The sequence below is a fragment of the Streptomyces sp. NPDC027189 genome (assembly GCF_055566975.1).
On record NZ_JBVHRI010000040.1, the window covers coordinates 40,692 to 60,892 of the forward strand.

Sequence of the window (20,201 nt, forward strand, 5' to 3'; positions counted from 1 at the left end):
GGGCGCCCGCTGGCCGGAACTGGCCTTATCGATCTTGAATTACCGCATGGTATGCGGCATTTGAACCTGTTGTCGCAGGGGGAGGGGTCGGTGCGTGCAGTTTGCTGTCAGTCACCTTCCCTGGCCATGGCGGCACCTGTAGAAAGTCACGGCAGTGCCGATTCGGCGCGCGGAAAACCAATTCGCGAACACGAAGGGCAGGGCCACGAATATGGCGGGAATCGTCACCGCCCACAGCGTCACGGAGGTGCTCCGGAGGCATGCGGAAAAGCAGCCGGAAAAAGGGGCGGCGGTATATGTGACGGACCCCGCCCAGGAAGACGGGGCGCGGTGGCTGACGTACGCCGAACTCGACGCGCAGGCGCGGAGCATCGCCGTACGCCTGAGGGACCGCGGCGTCTCACCGGGTGACCGCGTCGTCCTCCTGTACCCCGCCGGACTCTCCTTCGTGACCGCCTTCTTCGGCTCCCTGTACGCCGGCGCCGTCGCGGTCCCCTCCTCTCTCCCGGGTCGTTACCGCCATGAGCGGCACCGGGTCGGGCGCATCGCGGACGACGCGGGCGCCTCGGCGATCCTCACCGACGACGCGACCCTGAGCGACGTCGAGGCGTGGATCGCCGAGGAGGGGCTCGGCCACCTTCCCCTCCTGGTGACCGACGACGGCGCCGGCCCCGGCCCCGAGGGCTGGACGATGCCGGACACGGATCACTCGACCCTCGCCGTGCTCCAGTACACCTCCGGATCCACCGGTGATCCCAAGGGCGTGATGATCAGCCACGGCAACCTGCTGCACAACTCCGCGAACATCGCCGAGGTCCTGGAACTCGACGAGACCACGCGCGGCGGCGGCTGGATACCGCACTTCCACGACATGGGCCTGATGGGGCTGATGATTCCGCCCCTGATGATGGGCTCCGCCACCGTCCTGATGAGTCCCGGCACTTTCTTGAAGCGGCCCCATCTGTGGCTGCACATGATCGACCGGTTCGACGTCCACTTTTCCGCCGCTCCCGACTTCGCGTACGAGGTGTGCAGCCGCCGCGTCACCGATGCCCAGGTCGCGGGGCTCGACCTGTCCCGCTTGCGGCACGCCGTCGACGGGTCGGAACCCGTGCGGGCTCCCGTGCTCGAACGCTTCCACCAGCGGTTCGCGGCCAACGGACTGCGTGCCGACGCCCTCGCGCCCTGCTACGGCATGGCCGAGGCAACGCTCTTCGTCTCCGGAGCCATCGACGGGCTCGCCCGTGCGCGCCGGGTCTCCGCCGAGTACCTGGAAGGCCACGAGTTCCGCCCCGCCGAGGACGGCGAGCCCGGCCGCGACGTGGTCAGCTGCGGCCCGCCGCGCGGCGCCGAGGTGCGCATCGTCGAACCCGACACCCTCCAGGTGCTGCCCGCGGGAGGCGTCGGTGAGATCTGGCTGCGCGGTGACGTCGTCGGCCACGGCTACTGGAACCGCGACGCGACCAACGAAGCCGACTTCCATGCCGCCACCGCGGACGGTGACACCGGCTATCTGCGCACCGGCGACCTCGGAGCACTGCACGAGGGCGAGCTCTACATCACCGGCCGCATCAAGGACGTGCTCAATCTGCGCGGCCGCAACCTCTACCCCCAGGACATCGAGCACGAACTACGGCTCCAGCGACCTGAGTTGGGCAGCCTGGTCGGCGCCTGCTTCGCGGTACCCGGCCATGGCGCCGGGGGTGAGGACGACGTACTCGTGGTCACGCACGAGGTCCGCGGCATCAAGGAGGAGACGCGGCTGCGGGAACTCGCCGCCGGAATGCGGCTCACCGTCGCCCGCGAATTCGGTGCGCCCGTCGGCGCGGTCCTTCTGCTGCGGCCCGGCGGCGTACGCCGCACCACCAGCGGCAAGATCCAACGGTCGGTGATGCGCGAGCTGTTCCGGGCCGGAGCGTTGGAGCCGACGTACGCGGAGTACCAGGACGGCCTGCTGCCCGTGACGCCGGCGGGCGCGAAGGCGTCGGCATGACGACGGCGGCACAGCGCACCGGCGTACCCGCTCCCGTGAGCCGGCTGGCCGCGCTCCTCGACGAGCTCGCCGCACCGGGCCGGCCCTTCTGCGGAGAGGCGCTCGCCGAGCTCGACCGCAGCGACGCCTTTCCCGCCGAGGCCTGTGGCGCCCTCGACGCGTTCGGGCTGCCCGGCTACTACGTTCCGACCGAACACGGCGGCGCGCTGGACGACTTCAGCCTCATCACCCGACTGCTGCGGGCCGTGTCCCGCGTCGACCTGACGGTGGCGGCCGCGCACGGCAAGACGTATCTCGGCGCTGTCTCCACCTGGATCGCCGGTGACGCGGACCTTGCCGCGAGTCTGGGCCGCCGCATCCACGAAGGCGCCGTCGTGTCCTGTGCCCTGACGGAACGTCACCACGGCAGTGACCTGCTGGCGGGAGAGGTCGTCGCCCGTCCGGCCAGCGAGGGCGGGGAGTTCGGCGGCGGCTGGCTGCTCTCGGGTGAGAAATGGCTGATCAACAATGTCGCCAGGGCCGATCTGGTCACCGTGCTCGCCCGCACCGATCCGGCCGGCGGCCCGCGCGGCTTCAGCCTCTTCCTCGTGGACAAGGACCGGCTCGCCCCGGGCAGCTTCACCCACCTGGCCAAGGTGCCCACCTACGGCATCCGCGGCGCCGACATCAGCGGCATCGCCTTCCACGACGCGGCCCTGCCCCACGACGCGCTCATCGGCGAGGCGGGGCAGGGAATCGAGATCATCCTCAAGGCCCTGCACGTCACCCGCACCGGCTGCGTCGCGATGTCCCTCGGCGCCGGTGACCACGCGCTGAACCTCGCCGGCGAGTTCGTCGCGGGCGCCTCGACGAGCGACGGTGTACGGCTCGCCGAACTCTCCTCGGTAAAAAATGAGTTGGGTGAGGCCGCCGCCGGTCTCCTGCTCGCCGAGGCCACTGGTCTGGTGGCCGTGCGCTCCGTGCACGCTCTCACCGCCGAGATGAGCGTCGTCTCCGCCGTGGCGAAGGCGTACGTGCCCGCCCAGATCGACGACCTGATCGCACGCCTTCTCCAACTCCTCAGCCCCTACGGCATGTTGGAAGCCGACCCGCACGGGCGCTTCGCGAAGCTGGAGCGGGACCACCGCATCATCGGCATCTTCGACGGCAGCAGCCTCGTCAATCGCAATGCTCTGATCGACCAGTTCCCACGGCTGGCACGGGGCTACCGCAAGGAGCGCCGGGACGAGGAGGGACTGGCCGAGGCGACCACCCTGCACGCCCCGCTCCGCCCGTTCCGCCCGTCGCGGCTCAGCCTGCTCTCCCGCGACGGCGCGTCCATCGTGGCGGGTCTGCCCGCGGCCGTCGCCGAGGTACGGGACCTCGCCGGGCGCGGCACTGCCACCGACCGGCTCGCGGCCCTGGCCGGGCAGGTGCGGGACGCCACCGACCGCCTGCACGAGGAACTGGCCGCCGTGCGCTTCTCGCCGCGCGCCGTGCCCGGCCACGCCTTCGAACTCGCCGAGCGGTTCGAGCTCTGCTTCGCGGCGGCCTCGGCGCTTCAGCTGTGGCTGCGCGGCGGGGCCCACGGAGACGACACCTGGGTGCGCGGCTGCCTGGTCAAGGCGCTCACCGACCTCGGTGAGCCGGTCGGCGCGGACGACCGTCGCGTCATCGGTGAACTCGCCGAAGCGGTCCTCGCCCGCCCGATCCGCTCGGCCCCCTCACTTCTGGACTCGCTGGAGGGCGCCGCATGAGCACCGTCGCCGGCCGGACCGCCCTCGCCGACGCCCTCGAAGAGCGCCTCGGAGACCCCTACGACGTCAGTAATCCGTACGGCTTCGGCGCGATCCTCGCCGCGCGCGAAGCCGGACAGCCGCTGGACGTCCCGACCCTCGACCCGGAGGCGGCGCCGCCCGCGGTGAACGGTGGTCCGGAAGCAAGGCTGCACGCCCTGCGCGCGTTGTACCGCCGCTCGCCCGGGATCGTGCGGACTCCTCACGTCACCCACTCCTCGGCTCATCAAGTCGCCCATTCCGAAGACGAGTTCATACGGATCGGTGCGGCGGTCGGCACGCTCGACTCGGCGCTGCGCATCACCCTGCGCCATCTGCGAGGACGCAGGTTGTACGGTGCGGCGGCCGCCGACATCCCGTATCTGGGCGATGTTCTCTGTGGGGTACTCGCCGACCTGCTGCTGTGCGACGTACTGACAACCCTCGCGGTGCGCGGCGTCGACGCGCTGCCCTCGTGGCACGGCGCCCACGCGCAGGCCGTCCGCTCCCTGGTGCCACGCGTGCTCCAGGGCGCCATGGACCGGCTGTCGGTCGTCATGGGTTCGCGCTTCTACATCCGGGAGGGCGAACACGCCGTCTTCCAGCTCCTGCTGAACGAGACCCAGCGGGAACTGTTCGCGCCGGGCCGAGCGATGAGGTCCGCGTCGCCCTCGATGCCGCTCGCCGAGCTGATCGCGGCCCCGCCCGTCGTGGCCCTCTGCGCCACCGAGACCCTGGCAGCAGCCCCCGGCAGCTTCCTCGTCACCGCGACAAGGCGTGCGCCCCAGCCTTCGGGCCCCCTCCGGGAGCGCCTGCATGCGGAACTCTCCCGCCGGTTCGACTCCGCGCACTCCTTCGACCTGGCCGAACGCCGGCTTCCCGACCGTCCCTGACCACACCCCAAGGCCCTTGCGAGGAGAACTCCCATGCCCGAATCCGGCGTCGACACGCACACCGCCGACAGTCTCCGTGGCTGGCTCAGGAACTGCGTCGCCACCCATCTGAGCCGGCCCGCGGACGCGATCGACACCTCCGTACCGCTCTCCGACTACGGCCTCGACTCGCTGTATGCCCTGGCCGTCGCCGCGGAACTGGAGGACTACCTCGACATCTCCCTCGACCCGACGGTCATGTGGGACAACCCGACCATCGACGGGCTCAGCGAGGCCCTGGTCGAGGAACTGGCCCAGCAGGCCTGAAGTTCCCCCGCGATTCCCCCTCCCCCCCCCGCAGTCCGCCACTCCGCAGAACCGAGAGGACCGCTCCTCCATGTCCGACGCCCGTACGCTCCGCCGACCCGTCTCCGCGGCCCAGTCGGGTATTTGGGTCGCCCAGCAACTGCAGCCGGACAGTCCGCTCTACAACTGCGGCGGCTATTACGAGATCGACGGCCCCGTCGACGTCGCGACCCTCGAAGAGGCGGTACGGCGAGGCGTGGCGGAGACCGAGGCGCTGAGGTCGTACTTCGTGGCGGACGCGGAGGGAACTTCGGACACGGACAGTCCCCTGGACAGCGGCAGCATGACCATCCATCAGATCATCGAGGAACCCGAGGAGCATCCTCTTCACCTGCTCGATCTCCGGGGCGCCCTGGACCCGGAGGCCGCGGCGCACCGCTGGATGAACGAGGAGATGGCCAAGCCCTTCGACCTGGCCGGCGGCCCGCTGAGCGCCCAGGTCCTCCTCACCCTCGGCGACCACCGCTTCTTCTACTTCCACCGCTACCACCACGCGGTCCTAGACGGTTTCGGACACTCCGTGTACGCCGCCCGCGTCGCGGCGATCTACTCCGCCCTGCTCTCCGATGCCGAACCGCCGGGAACGGGCTTCTCGACCCTCGACCGCGTCGTCGAGGACGAAGCGGCCTACGCGGGGTCACGCCGTCACGCGCGGGACCGTGCCCACTGGCTCGACGCCTACGCCGATCTGCCCGACCCGATCGCCCTCGCCGGCCGCCCGTCCGGCAGCACCCACAGTCGTCTGCGCCGGATCCTCACCCTGCCCGCCACCCTCACGAAACAGCTCAGCGACACGGCCGACCGGCTCCACATCCAGTGGCCCGCCCTCGCGATCGCCGCGACCGCGGTCTTCTTCCACCGGATGACGGGCCGGACCGACTTCACGTTCTCGCTGCCGCTCGCCGGACGTACGGGACGCACGTCCCTGACCACCCCGAGCGCCATGGTCAACGTGCTGCCCCTGCGCGTGACGACGACCTCGCACACCACGTTCGCGGACCTCGCCGCCCGCGTGTCCCGCTCCCTCGCCGACGTCATCCGGCACCAACGCTTCCGTGGCGAGGAACTCATCCACGAGCTGGGCCTCTCGGGCTCCCGCCAGTCCCGCCTCGGTCCCACGGTCAACGTGATGGCCTTCGCCAACGAGCCCTTCTTCGGGGACAGTCCGGCCGTGGCCCACCCCCTGTCCACCGGACCGGTCAACGATCTGAAGATCAACTTCTACGGCACGGCGGACTCGCGAGCGGGCATTCGTGTGGAGTTCGACGCCAACCCCGACCTCTACGGGGAAGGCGAACTCGCCGCTCACCAGGACCGCTTGGTGCGGGTGTTGGAGTGGGTGAGTGAGGGCCCCGGCCGGCTCATCGGCGATGTGGAGGTTCTTGATGCTGTTGAGCGGGGGCTGTTGTTGGAGGGGTGGCAGGGGGTTGTGCGTGGGGTGCGTGGGGTGTCGTTGCCGGTGTTGTTCGGGGAGCAGGTGGCCCGGACGCCGGGGACGGAGGCTGTGGTGGCGGGTGATGTCGCCTTGTCGTATGGGGAGTTGGAGGCTCGGTCGAATCGGGTGGCTCGGTGGTTGATTGGCCGGGGGGTGGGGCCGGAGTCGTTTGTGGGGGTGATGCTGCCCCGTTCGGTGGATCTTGTGGTGGCGTTGCTGGGGGTGCTGAAGGCCGGGGGTGCGTATGTGCCCGTTGATCCGGAGTATCCGGTGGAGCGGGTGGCGCACATTTTGGGGGATGCGGCGCCGGTGCTGGTCATCGATGACGTGGCGATGCTTCAGCAGGCCGAGGGCTATTCGGATGGACCGGTCTCGGATGCGGACCGGGTTGCGCCGCTCGGGCTGCGGCATCCGGCGTATGTGATCTATACGTCGGGGTCGACGGGGCGGCCGAAGGGTGTGGTGGTGGAGCACGCCTCGGTGGGGGCGTATCTGGAGCGGGCGCGTGAGGTGTATCCGGACGCTGCCGGTTCCGCGTTGTTGCATTCCTCGGTTGCTTTCGACCTGACGGTGACGGCGTTGTATACGCCGTTGGTGAGTGGCGGGCGGGTGGTGCTGGCCGATTTGGATGAGGAGGCCGTGTGTGGGCCGTCGTTCATGAAGGTCACTCCGTCGCATCTGGGGTTGTTGGAGGTGTTGCCGGAGGCGGTGTCGCCGTCGGGGATGTTGGTGACGGGTGGTGAGGCGTTGGTGGGTGAGGCGCTCGCCGCGTGGCGGGTGGCGCATCCGGGTGTGACGGTGGTCAATGCCTACGGTCCGACCGAGGCGACGGTCAACTGCACCGACTTCCGTATCGAGCCGGGGCAGGAGGTGGGGGCGGGGGCGGTGCCGATCGGCCGTCCGTTCTGGAACACCCGTGCTTATGTCCTGGACGCCCAGTTGCGGCCGGTGCCGCCGGGTGTGGCGGGGGAGTTGTATGTCGCGGGTGTGGTCCTGGCGCGCGGGTACTGGCAGCGTCCGGACTTGACCGCGGAGCGTTTCACCGCGGATCCGTACGGCCTGCCGGGCAGCCGTATGTATCGGACGGGGGATCTGGCCCGCTGGAATGCGCAGGGTCAGCTGGTGTATGCGGGCCGGGTGGATGACCAGGTCAAGGTGCGGGGCTTCCGCATTGAACTGGGTGAGGTCCAGGCCGTGTTGGCAGGCCATCCGCACGTCCAGCAGGCGGCGGTGATCGTGCGGGAGGACCGCCCCGGCGACCAGCGGCTGACCGCCTACGTCGTGACGGACGGTGTGAGCGTGGAGGAGTTGCGCGCGCATGCGGCGGCCCTCCTGCCGGATTACATGGTGCCGTCCGCGTTCGTGATCCTCGACGCGCTGCCGCTGACTTCGAACGGCAAGCTGGACCGCCGTGCCCTGCCCGCCCCCGACCATGGTCCGGAGAGCGAGGGCCGTGCCCCGCGCACCCTGCACGAGGAGATCCTCTGCGCCCTGTTCGCGGAGATGCTGGGAGTGGAGTCGGTGACGATCGACGACGACTTCTTCCGTCTGGGCGGTCATTCCCTGCTCGCCACGAAGCTGGCCGGCCGCATCCGCACCACCCTCGGTGCGGAGCTGCCCATCCGTCAGCTCTTCGAGACCCCCACCGTCGCCGGCCTCGCCACCGCACTGGCTCACCAGCCCCACACTCTGCGCCGCAACCTCACCCCCGTCCCGCGCCCCGACCGCATCCCCGTCTCCTACGCCCAACAACGGCTCCGTTTCCTGGACTTGCTGGAGGGCGGAAGCACTGCCTACAACGCCCCCGGAGCGCTGCGGCTGACCGGGCCGCTGGACCCGACCGCGCTGCGGCAGGCGCTCACCGACGTCGTCGCCCGGCACGAGAGCCTGCGCACGCTCGTCGTCGAGGACGCCGAGGGCTTCTCGCAGGTGATCCTGGAACCGCACGAGGCCGTCGTCGACCTGGACGTGCAGGCGGTGGACGAGGACGGACTGGGTGCGCGGCTCGCCGCCCGGGCGCGGCATGTCTTCGATCTCGCCGCCGAACTTCCGCTGCGGGCAACGCTGTTCGCGCTCGGCGACGAAGAGCACGTACTGCTGCTGCTCCTGCACCACATCGCGGGCGACGGCTGGTCGATGCGTCCGCTCGCGCGCGATCTGGCGACCGCGTACACGGCCCGGGCCGCCGGGGCCGCACCGCAGTGGGAGCCGCTGCCGGTGCAGTACGCCGACTACAGCCTCTGGCAGCGCGAGGTGCTCGGCTCCGAGGAGGACCCGGAGAGTGAGATCTCCCGGCAACTCGCCTACTGGCAGGACGCTTTGGAAGGGGTGCCCGGTGAACTCGATCTGCCGTACGACCGGAGGCGGAGCGGTGAGGTCACGCAGCGCGGTGGGCAGGTCGGGTTCCGGCTGTCGGCCGAACTCCATGAAGCCCTGGGGGTGTTGGCCCAGGACACCCGTTCCAGCCTGTTCATGGTGCTTGAGGCCGGGCTCGCCGCGCTGCTGACCCGGCTCGGTGCGGGGACCGACATTCCCATCGGGACCCCGATCGCGGGGCGCACCGACACGGCGGTGGAGGAGCTCGTCGGGTTCTTCGCCAACACCCTGGTGCTGCGCACCGACACCTCGGGCGACCCGACGTTCGGCGAGCTGATCGCGCGTGTGCGGGAGCGCGGGCTGGAGGCATACCACCATCAGGACCTGCCGTTCGAACGGCTGGTCGAGGCGGTCAATCCGGAGCGCTCGCTGTCCCGGCATCCGCTCTTCCAGGTGTGTCTGACCCTGCACAACACCGATCCGCGGGCCACCGTCACCGAGGTGGCCCGGCTGCCGCGGCTGTCCGTGGAGTTGGAGCGGCTTCCGATCGAGGACACCAAGTTCGACCTCAATCTGGAGCTGACCGAGCGCTTCGACGCCGCGGGGAGGCCCGCCGGAATCGCCGGGGAGCTTGAGTTCGGCGCGGACCTGTTCGACCGGAGCACGGCGCGCTCCCTCGCGGACCGTCTGGTGCGGCTGCTCACCGTCATGGCCGAAGGCGCCGGCCGGCCGATCAGCGAGGTCGAGGTGCTGGACGCGGCCGAGCGCACGGCCGTCCTCGAGGAGTGGAGTGACACGAGGAGGGCGGCGGTGGCCGGCGTGCTGGCCAGGACGGAGCTGCCCGTACCGGTGGATGGCGCTCGGGTCTACGTCCTGGACGAGGTGCTGCGTCCGACGGCTCCCGGAGTCGCCGGGCAGCTGTATGTCACGGGCGCGGGGCCGGACGGGGCCGCGGAGGAGCGGGAGCGTTGGCTGCCCTGTCCCTTCGACGGCGGCGGCCGCTGGATGTACCGGACCGATCGCGTGGCCCGCTGGTCGAACGACGGGGAGCTGCTGCTCACCGAGGCGCCCGGCGGGAGCAGGGGCGAGGGCGCCACGGTCGTGTGGCCCCAGCGGTCCCGAGGCCCGCGCAGTCCCCGGGAGCAGATCCTGTGCACCGTGTTCGCCGAGATGCTCGGCGTGCCCTGTGTCGGCATCGACGACAGCTTCTTCGACCGCGGTGGCCACTCCCTGTCCGCCGTGCGGCTGCTCAGCCGGATCCGCTCGGTGCTCGGCGTGGAGATCTCGATCCGCCGGCTCTTCGAGAACCCGACGGTGGCGGGCATCGTGGACGCGCTCGACGAGGCCGCGAGCGCTCGCCGTTCGATCGTCCCGGCTGCGCGACCGCCGCGTATCCCGCTGTCCTACGCGCAGCAACGCCTTTGGTTCCTCCACCACTTGGAGGGGCCCAGCGCCACGTACAACATTCCGGTGGCGCTGCGGCTGACCGGCTCGCTGGACCGGACCGCGCTGCGGCAGGCGCTCACCGACGTCGTCGCCCGGCACGAGAGCCTGCGCACACTGTTCACGGAGGACGCCGACGGCGCACGGCAGATGATCCTGCCGCCCGGCCAGGCGATCCCGGAGCTGACCGAGGCCGACGTCACGCCGGACGCGCTGGAGGACCGGGTACGCGCGGCGGCCGCCCACGAATTCGACCTGACCACCGAACTCCCCCTGAAGGCCTGGCTGTTCACCTCGTACGAGGGAGAGCGCGTCCTCGTCCTGGTGGTGCACCACATCGCGGGCGACGGCTGGTCGATGGGCCCGCTGGCCCGGGATCTGTCGCTCGCCTACACCGCGCGGACCCGCGGCGAGGCGCCCAACTGGCAGCCCCTGCCGGTCCAGTACGCCGACTACACGCTGTGGCAGCGCGGGTACCTGGGCTCCGAGGATGACGAGAGCAGTGAGATCGCCCGCCAACTCGCCTACTGGAAAGGCGCGTTGGCCGGTCTGCCGGAGGAACTGGAGCTGCCCGCCGACCGGCCGCGCCCGCCCCGGCAGTCGTACCGCGGCGGCCGCGTCGCCTTCGAGGTGCCCGCCGAACTGCACAAGGGCCTGGCCGGACTCGCCCGCGATACCCGCTCCAGCCTCTTCATGGTGGTGCAGGCGGCCCTGGCGACCCTGCTCACCCGGCTTGGCGCGGGCACGGACGTGCCCATCGGCAGTCCCATAGCGGGGCGCACCGACGCGGCCGTCGAGGAACTCGTCGGGTTCTTCGTGAACACGCTCGTGCTGCGCACCGACACCTCGGGCGATCCGAGTTTCACCGAACTGGTGGCCAGGGTCCGCGAGACGAACCTCGGTGCGTACGCCCATCAGGACGTGCCGTTCGAGCGACTCGTCGAGGTGCTCAGCCCGGCCCGCTCACTGGCCCGCCACCCCCTCTTCCAGGTGCTGCTCGGCTTCGACAACAACCAAGAAGCGCTCGACGTACTGCGGCTGCCCGGCCTGACGGTGGACGTACGGGCACCGGAGACCGGCCGGGCCAAGTTCGACCTGGCCTTCTTCTTCGACGAGACCTACGGTCCGCAGGGCGAGCCCACCGGGCTGCGCGCGGCCGTCGAGTACAACGCCGACCTCTTCGACCGGGGCACGGTGCGGGAGTTCGCCGACCGCCTGACGCGCATCCTCGAAGGGGTCGTCGCCGACCCCGAGCAGCCCATCGGCCGGCTCGACGTGATGGCGCCCGCCGAGCGATGGCGGGTCCTGGAGGAGTGGAACCGCACCACGCACGACGTGCCGCCGGACCCGGTTCCGGTGCTGTTCGAACGACTGGCGGCCACAGAGCCCGGGGCGACCGCGCTGATCGCCGCGGACTTCACCCTCTCGTACGGGGAACTCAACGCCCGCGCCAACCGCCTGGCGCACGTCCTGGCGGCAGAAGGCATCGGCGGCGAGGACGTCGTGGCGATCGCGCTGCCCAGGTCGCCCGAGATGGTCGTCGCCCTGCTGGCGGTACTGAAGACGGGGGCCGCCTACCTCACGCTCGACACCACGGCGCCCGAGCAGCGTTTGCGGGCCATCCTCGACGACTGCGCACCCCGCGCCGTCATCACCGACACGGCCGTCCGGCCGCTGCTCGGCAACGGACTCGTCCGCGACGTCGTCCTGGACGGCCCGGTGACGGTCCGGGCGCTCGCGGCCGCCCCGGACACCGACCTGACCGACACCGACCGGGCCCGACCGCTCGACCCGCGCCACCCCGCGTACGTCGTCTACACCTCCGGCTCCACCGGCACCCCCAAGGGCGTGGTGATGCCGATGAGTTCACTGGTGAACCTGCTCGCCTGGCACACCGGCACGTACTGCGGCGGCGTGGGCACGCGCACCGCCCAGTTCCTCGCCGTCTCCTTCGACTTCGCCGTGCAGGAGATCCTCCAGGCGCTGATCGTCGGCAAGACCCTGGTCATCCCGGGGGAGCACATCCGCCACGACGCCTACGAACTGGCCCAGTGGATCACCCAGTACGGCATCAACGAACTGTTCGCGCCGACCCTGGTGATCGACGCAGTGCTGGCGGCGGCCGCCGACCGCGGCGAGCCGCTGGACTCCCTCACCGACATCTTCCAGGGAGGCGAGCAGTTCCGGCTCAGCCGAGAGCTGCGGGCGTTCTGCGCGGGTGGCTGGCGGCGGATGGCGCACAACATCTACGGCCCGGCCGAGACCCACGCGGTCACGACCGCGACGCTTCCCGACGACATCGACGAATGGCCCTCCTCGGCCTCCATCGGGCAGCCACTGTGGAACGCCGCGGTGTACGTCCTCGACGCCAGCCTGCGGCCGGTCCCGCCCGGGGTGCGGGGCGAGCTCTACATCGGCGGGGCCCAGTTGGCCCGCGGCTATCTGGGCAGGCCCGACCGGACCGCGGAGCGGTTCGTCGCCTCGCCGTTCGGCAGGCCGGGCACCAGGCTCTACCGCACGGGCGACATCGTGCGCTGGAGCCATTGCGGGGAGCTGGAGTTCCTGGGCCGCGCCGACCACCAGGTCAAGATCGGCGGCTTCCGTGTGGAGCCCGGCGAGGTCGAGGCCGTACTCGGAGACCACCCGGCCGTCGACACGGCGGTCGTCGTCACCCGCGAGGACACCCCGGGAATCACCCGGCTCGTGGCCTATGTGGTGCCGGACTGCCGACGCGCAGACGACGGTCTGGGCCGGACTCTGCGCGGCCATCTCGAACAGCACCTGCCGCACTACATGGTGCCCTCGGCCGTGGTCGTGCTCGACGAACTGCCCCTGACCTCCAACGGAAAGCTCGACCGCCGGGCACTCCCGGCACCCGACCTGCGTCCGGGCGGCGCGGTCCAGGAGCCGCGCGGTGAGCGGGAGAAGGTGTTGTGTGGTCTGTTCGCCGAGGTGCTGGGTCTGGCCGAGGTGGGGATCGACGACGGGTTCTTCGATCTGGGCGGCGACAGCATCATGTCGATCCAGTTGGTCAGCCGGGCTCGGCGGGCCGGTCTTGAGCTGTCGGTGCGGGACATCTTCGAGCAGCGCACGGTGGCCGCGCTGGCGGAGGTCGTGACCGAGAGCGCCGGCGTGGCGGTGGAGGAGCCGGGGGCCGGTGTCGGCGACGTACCCCTCACACCGATCAAGCGGTGGCTGGTCGAGCGCTGCGACGACCTCGACGCGTTCAACATGTCCGCCGTGCTCCAGGCGCCGGCCACCCTCGACACCGCCACCCTCACCGCGGCCGTCCAGGCGCTCGTCGACCACCACGACGCGCTGCGGGCCCGCCTCTCCCCGGCGCCCGAACGGCGCCTGGAGATACGGGAACCGGGCGCCGTCGACGCCGCCACGCTCGTACGCCGCGTGGACGCCACAACCCCGGACGGCCGTGCGCGCGAGGGCGACGCGCTCGACATCCTCGTCCGGGCCGAGGGCGAGGCCGCCCGTGCGCGACTCGATCTGGCCGACGGACGAGTCGTCCAGGTCGTGTGGTTCGACCGGGGCACGGAAACGCCGGGCCTGCTGCTCCTGCTCATCCACCACCTGGTCGTCGACGGAGTCTCCTGGCGCATCCTCATCCCCGACCTCGCGGAGGCCCACGAGGCGCTCGCCGCCGGCCGCGAACCCGAGCTCCAGCCCGTGGGCACCTCGCTGCGCCGGTGGGCCCAGCGCCTCACCGAGGAAGCCGCCAAACCGGCCTGGGTCGCCGACGCGGCCTGGTGGCAGGACGTGCTGCGAAACGACGACCCGCCCCTGGGACGGCGCTCGCTGGACCCGGCGAGGGACACCTACGCCACGGCGGGGCGGCTGAGCCTGACCCTGCCGGCCGACGTGACGGAAGCCGTGCTGACACGGGTCCCGTCCGCCTTCCACGCGGAGGTCAACGACGTACTGCTCGCGGCGTTCGCGCTGGCCTGGGCGCGCTGGCACGGCGGCACGGACGTGCTGCTGGACCTGGAGGGCCACGGGCGCGAGGAGCACCTGGTCGAGGGTGCCGATCTGTCACGCACCGTCGGCTGGTTCACCCAGCTGTATCCCGTACGCCTGGAGACGGGTGCCGCCGACCTCGCCGAGGCCTTCGCCGGCGGCGCGGCCGCCGGAGCGGTGGTCAAGCGAGTGAAGGAACGGCTCAGGTCGGTGCCCGACAAGGGCATGGGCTACGGCCTCGTCCGCCATCTCAACCCGGGCACGGCCCACGCCTTCGAGGAGCTGCCCGCACCCCAGGTGGCGTTCAACTACCTGGGCCGCTTCACCACCGCGGACCCCGGACAGGCCGCCGACTGGACCCCGCTCAGCGGCGTCGACGCGGTGGCCGGAGACCCTCCGCACCTGCCCCTCGCGCACGCCCTTGAACTCAATGCCCGGACCCACGACGGACCCGGCGGCTCTGAGCTCGTCGCGTTCTGGACCTGGGCGGACGCCCTCCTCGACGAGACCGAGGTACGCGAGCTGGCCGGTCTGTGGTTCCAGGCCCTCGAAGCCCTGGTGGCCCACTCCAGGAATCCGTACGCGGGCGGACTGACGCCCTCCGACGTCTCGCTGTCCTCAATCACCCAGGACGAGATCGAGGCGTTCGAGGAAGAGCTGGACGACCTGTTCGACGACGAACCGCACGCTTTTGACGAGGAAGAAGAAGAGGCCCAGAAGTGAGTCGCACCCCGCGGAAGATCGAGGACATTCTGCCGCTGGCCCCGCTCCAGGAGGGCCTGCTCTTCCACAGCGTCTACGACGAGGACGCACTCGACCCGTACGTCGTCCAGATGTCCTTCGACATCGAGGGAGCCCTGGACACCGCGGCGCTGCGTGCCGCCGCGGAGAAGCTGCTGGACCGCCACGCCAACCTGCGCGTCGCCTTCCGGCAGCGCAAGAACGGCGACTGGGCCCAGCTGGTGATGCGCGAGGTCCGGCTGCCCTGGACCGAGACCGACCTCACCGACCTGCCCGAGGACGAACGGCCCAGCGCCGCCGCCGAGGTGGTCGCCGCCGACCGCGCCGCCCGCTTCGACGTGGCCCGGCCCCCGCTGCTGCGCTTCACGCTCATCCGCCTCGGCGCATCCCGCCACCGCCTCGTCCTGACGAACCACCACCTCCTGCTGGACGGCTGGTCCCTGCCCGTCCTCATGGGCGAACTCTTCTCGCTGTACGACGCGTCCGGCGACGACCGCGCCCTGCCCCGGGTCCGCCCCTACCGCGACTACCTCACATGGCTCGGCACCCAGGACCGGGACGCCGCCCGTGCCGCATGGCACGAGGCCTTCGCCGACCTCGCCGAACCCACCCTCGTGGCCCCGCAGGCGGGCCGTACCGCGGTGGCCGGCGCCGAGGTGCAGGCGTCCCTCTCGCGGTCCGACACGACGGCGCTCACCGAGATCGCCCGAGGTCGCGGAGTCACGCTGAACACCGTCGTGCAGACCGCCTGGGCGATCGCCCTCGGCAAACACCTCGGCCGCGACGACGTCGTCTTCGGCACCACCGTCTCCGGCCGCCCGCCCGAGGTAGAGGGCGTCGAACGCATGGTGGGCCTCTTCATCAACACCCTGCCCTCACGAGTACGGCTGCGCCCCGCCGAACCGCTCGCCGCGCTCCTCGCCCGGGTCCAGGACGAACAGGCCCGGCTCACCCCGCATCAGCACCTCGGCCTCGCGGAGATCCAGCGCACCGCCGGACACGGTGAACTCTTCGACACCTCCATGGTGTTCCAGAACTATCCGGTCAACCGGTCCGGCACCGCTGGAAACGGCATCGGCGCGGCCATCAGCCTCGCCCCCGGCAAGAACCGCGAAGCCACCCACTACCCGCTGCTGCTGATCGCGTCCGCCCGCGACACCATGCTGTTCCGGCTCAATTACCGCCCCGACGTCTTCGACGCGACCGCCGCCCAGCGGGTCCTGGACCGCTTCGTACGCGTCCTGCGCGCCCTCGTCGCCGACCCGGAGCAGCCCACGGGCCGCCTCGACCTCCTCGCCGAGGACGAACGCGACCATGTGCTGCGGGAGTGGAACGACACCGCGCACGAGGTACCGGACACCACCGTCCTCGACCTCTTCCGGGAGCAGGTGGCCCGCACCCCCGAGGCGCCCGCCGTCACCAGCAGGGACACGACGCTCAGCTACACCGAACTCGACGCCCGCTCCAGCAGGCTCGCGCACCTGCTCGCCGCACGCGGCGCGGCACCCGAGCGATTCGTCGCCCTCGCCCTGCCCCGGACCTGTGACGCGGTCACGGCGCTGCTCGCCGTCCTCAAGACGGGCGCCGCCTACCTTCCCGTCGACCCCGACTACCCGGCGGACCGCATCGCCTTCATGCTCGGCGACACCGAACCGGCGCTCCTGGTCAGCACCCGGGAACTGGCGGCGGCACTCCCGGACACCGGTACCCCGCGCCTCCTCCTCGACGATCCGGAGGCGGCCGACGACCTCGCCGCCCGGCCCGACACGGCACCCGCGGCGGCTCCCCTGCCCGCCCACCCGGCGTACGTCATCTACACCTCGGGCTCCACCGGCCGCCCCAAGGGCGTGGTGATCGAACACCGCTCGCTCGGCGCCTATCTCCAGTGGGCGCGCCAGGCCTACCCGGCGATGCGGGGGACCTCGCTGCTGCACTCCCCGGTCTCCTTCGACCTCACGGTCACCGCCCTCTACACCACCCTGGTCTCCGGCGGTCTGGTGCACGTCGCCGACCTGGACGAACGCGCCGCCGACGGTCCTGGCGCCACCTTCCTCAAGGGCACCCCGAGCGTCCTTGCCCTCCTGGAGGCGCTGCCCGCAGAAATCTCCCCCAGCGAGCTCATCATGCTCGGCGGCGAACTCCTCCTCGGCGAGGTCGTCGACCGCTGGCGGGCCCGCCGCCCAGACGCCGACGTGCTCAACGTCTACGGAGCCACCGAGGCCACCGTCAACAGCGTGCAGTACCTGATCCCCGCCGGTGCCGCCTCGCCCAGTGGCCCGGTGCCCGTCGGCCGCCCCTTCTGGAACACCCAGGTGTACGTGCTCGACAGCGGGCTGCGGCCCGTGCCCGCCGGAGTCCCCGGCGAGGCGTACATCGCGGGCACCGGCCTCGCCCGCGGCTACTGGAACCGGGCCGGTCTCACCTCCGAACGCTTCGTCGCCAACCCCTACGGACCGCCCGGCTCCCGCATGTACCGCACCGGCGACGTCCTGCGCTGGAACCAGAGCGGGCTGCTGGAGTTCGTCGGACGCGGCGACGGACAGGTCAAACTGCGCGGCTATCGCATCGAGTTGGGCGAGATCGAGTCCGTACTCGCCGCCCACGACCGGGTCAGCCAGGCCGCGGTCCTGCTGCGCGAGGACCAGCCTGGCGACAAGCGTCTCGTCGCGTACGTGGCCGTCGAGGGAAGCAGCACGGCCGAGACGGGCGTGACTGCCGAGTCCGTGCGCGCGCTCGCCGCCGAGCGCCTGCCCGACTACATGGTCCCGTCGGCGTTCGTCGTGCTCGACACGTTCCCGCTGACCCCGAACGGCAAGCTGGACCGCCGTGCCCTGCCCGCCCCCGACTACGGCACCCGGACCGAGGGCCGTGGCCCGCGCTCGCCGCGCGAGGAGATCCTCTGCGGTCTGTTCGCCGAGGTCCTCGGCGTGGCGACCGTGACGATCGACGACGACTTCTTCGCACTCGGCGGGCACTCCCTGCTCGCCACCAAGCTCGTCAGCCGCGTGCGCACCGTCCTGGGCACGGAGATGGCGATCCGTCAGCTTTTCGAGACCCCCACGGTCGCCGGCCTCTCCGGCGCCCTCGACACCGGCAACGGCGCGGCCCGTACCCCGGTCACCGCGGTCGTGCCGCGCCCGGCCCGGCTGCCCCTCTCGTACGCCCAGCAGCGTCTCTGGTTCCTGACCCGCTTCGAGGGCCCCAGCGCCGCCTACAACTCACCCGTCGCCCTGCGCCTTTCGGGCACCCTCGACCGTACGGCGCTGGAACACGCCCTCGCCGACCTGACCGCCCGCCACGAGACGCTGCGCACGGTCTTCGCGGAGGACGCTGAAGGCCCGTATCAGGTGGTGCTCGCATCGGCCCGGCCGCACCTCACCGTCGTGCGCACCGACGAGAGCCGACTGCACGCGGAACTCCTCGACGCGGCGAGCCGCCCCTTCGACCTCGGCTCCGAACCACCCCTGCGCGTCCGGCTGTTCGAGCTCGGCCGGGACGAACACGTGCTGCTGCTCCTCACCCACCACATCGCGACCGACGCGTGGTCGCGCGCCCCGCTGGCCCGTGACCTGACGGCGGCGTACGCGGCCCGTGCGGCCGGCACGTCCCCGTCGTGGGCTCCGTTGCCGGTGCAGTACGCCGACTACGCCATCTGGCAGCGCGAGTCCCTCGGCTCCGCAGAGCAGACCGACAGCGAGATTACGCGTCAACTCGCCTACTGGAAGCGCGCATTGGCGGACCTCCCCGAGGAACTGGGCCTCCCGTACGACCGCCCGCGCCCCGCCGCCGCGTCCTATCGGGGCGACGTCGTCACCTTCGAACTGTCGCCCGGTCTGCACGAGGCCCTGACCGCCGTGGCCCGCACTCATCGGGCCAGTCTGTTCATGGTGCTTCAGGCGGGTCTGGCGGCGTTGCTGACGCGGCTCGGTGCGGGGACGGACGTTCCTATTGGGACGCCGATCGCGGGTCGTACGGATGACGCGCTGGATGATCTGGTCGGGTTCTTCGTGAACACGCTGGTGCTGCGGACGGACACGTCCGGTGATCCGACGTTCGCGGAATTGCTGGAGCGTGTGCGGGCGCAGGACCTGGCGGCGTACGCGCATCAGGACCTGCCGTTCGAGCGGCTGGTGGAGGTGGTCAACCCGGAGCGTTCGCTGTCCCGGCACCCGCTCTTCCAGACCATGCTCAACCTCAACAACGCGGGTCCCGTCGAAGCACTCGAAGAGATCGCCAAGCTCCCGGGCCTCTCTGTGCGCCACGAACCGGCCGAGACCCACCGCGTCAAGTTCGACCTCGGGTTCTCCTTCGCCGAGTCCCATGACACGACCGGCACCCCGGGCGGCCTTCGGGGCGCCCTGCAGTACAGCACCGACCTCTTCGACCGGGGCACGGCCGAGGCACTCGTCGGTCGCTTGGTGCGGGTGTTGGAGTGGGTGAGTGAGGACGTGGGGCGTCGGGTGGGGGAGGTGGAGGTTCTTGACTCTGTTGAGCGTGAGCGGGTGCTTGTCGGGTGGCAGGGGGTTGCGCGTGGGGTGCGTGGGGTGTCGTTGCCGGTGCTGTTCGGGGAGCAGGTTCGGCGGACTCCCGAGGCGGAGGCCGTGGTGGCGGCTGATGTGTGCCTGTCGTATGGGGAGTTGGAGGCTCGGTCGAATCGGGTGGCTCGGTGGTTGATTGGCCGGGGGGTGGGGCCGGAGTCGTTTGTGGGGGTGATGCTGCCCCGTTCGGTGGATCTTGTGGTGGCGTTGCTGGGGGTGCTGAAGGCCGGGGGTGCGTATGTGCCCGTTGATCCGGAGTATCCGGTGGAGCGGGTGGCGCACATTTTGGGGGATGCGGCGCCGGTGCTGGTCATCGACGATGCGGCGATGCTGGCCGAGGCGGAGGGCTATGCGGATGCCCCGGTCTCGGACACGGACCGGGTTGCGCCGCTCGGGCTTCGCCATCCGGCGTATGTGATCTATACGTCGGGGTCGACGGGGCGGCCGAAGGGTGTGGTGGTGGAGCACGCCTCGGTGGGGGCGTATCTGGAGCGGGCGCGTGAGGTGTATCCGGACGCTGCCGGTTCCGCGTTGTTGCATTCCTCGGTTGCTTTCGACCTGACGGTGACGGCGTTGTATACGCCGTTGGTGAGCGGCGGCCGGGTGGTGCTGGCCGATTTGGATGAGGACGCCGTGCACGGACCGTCGTTCATGAAGGTCACCCCGTCCCACCTCGGCCTGTTGGAGGTGTTGCCGGAGGCAGTGTCGCCGTCGGGGATGTTGGTGACTGGTGGTGAGGCGTTGGTGGGTGAGGCGCTCGCCGCGTGGCGGGTG

At 70.9% G+C, this 20,201-nt stretch carries 6 protein-coding genes; all 6 read left to right on the forward strand.

What is annotated here, in order from left to right:
* Positions 1-211: 211 nt before the first annotated feature.
* Positions 212-1,993, forward strand: coding sequence for a fatty acyl-AMP ligase (locus ACZ4RZ_RS46220; RefSeq protein WP_467753582.1), 1,782 nt, complete (start codon positions 212-214; stop codon positions 1,991-1,993).
* Complete coding sequence (locus ACZ4RZ_RS46225) at positions 1,990-3,729, forward strand: acyl-CoA dehydrogenase family protein (RefSeq protein ID WP_467753583.1); 1,740 nt, start codon at positions 1,990-1,992, stop codon at positions 3,727-3,729. Before ACZ4RZ_RS46220 ends, ACZ4RZ_RS46225 begins: the two co-directional genes overlap by 4 nt.
* The gene (locus ACZ4RZ_RS46230; RefSeq protein WP_467753584.1) at positions 3,726-4,640 is read left to right on the forward strand and encodes a hypothetical protein; all 915 of its coding nucleotides are present in this window, start codon (positions 3,726-3,728) and stop codon (positions 4,638-4,640) included. The genes ACZ4RZ_RS46225 and ACZ4RZ_RS46230 overlap by 4 nt, the downstream gene beginning before the upstream one ends.
* Positions 4,641-4,673: 33 nt before the next feature.
* Positions 4,674-4,946: an acyl carrier protein gene (locus ACZ4RZ_RS46235; RefSeq protein ID WP_467753585.1), complete on the forward strand. Its 273-nt coding sequence runs from the start codon at positions 4,674-4,676 to the stop codon at positions 4,944-4,946.
* Positions 4,947-5,016: 70 nt separating this feature from the next.
* Positions 5,017-14,871, forward strand: a complete 9,855-nt coding sequence (locus tag ACZ4RZ_RS46240) for an amino acid adenylation domain-containing protein (RefSeq protein WP_467753586.1) — start codon at positions 5,017-5,019, stop codon at positions 14,869-14,871.
* Positions 14,868-20,201: amino acid adenylation domain-containing protein (locus ACZ4RZ_RS46245; RefSeq protein WP_467753587.1), on the forward strand; the 5,334-nt coding region annotated here is incomplete at its 3' end. The genes ACZ4RZ_RS46240 and ACZ4RZ_RS46245, both read left to right, overlap by 4 nt.

Excerpts from the sequence above, each read along its gene's own strand:
- ACZ4RZ_RS46220 (WP_467753582.1), top strand. The coding sequence starts at position 212 with ATGGCGGGAATCGTCACCGCCCACAGCGTCACGGAGGTGCTCCGGAGG.
- ACZ4RZ_RS46225 (WP_467753583.1), top strand. The coding sequence starts at position 1,990 with ATGACGACGGCGGCACAGCGCACCGGCGTACCCGCTCCCGTGAGCCGG.
- ACZ4RZ_RS46230 (WP_467753584.1), top strand. The coding sequence starts at position 3,726 with ATGAGCACCGTCGCCGGCCGGACCGCCCTCGCCGACGCCCTCGAAGAG.
- ACZ4RZ_RS46235 (WP_467753585.1), top strand. The coding sequence starts at position 4,674 with ATGCCCGAATCCGGCGTCGACACGCACACCGCCGACAGTCTCCGTGGC.
- ACZ4RZ_RS46240 (WP_467753586.1), top strand. The coding sequence starts at position 5,017 with ATGTCCGACGCCCGTACGCTCCGCCGACCCGTCTCCGCGGCCCAGTCG.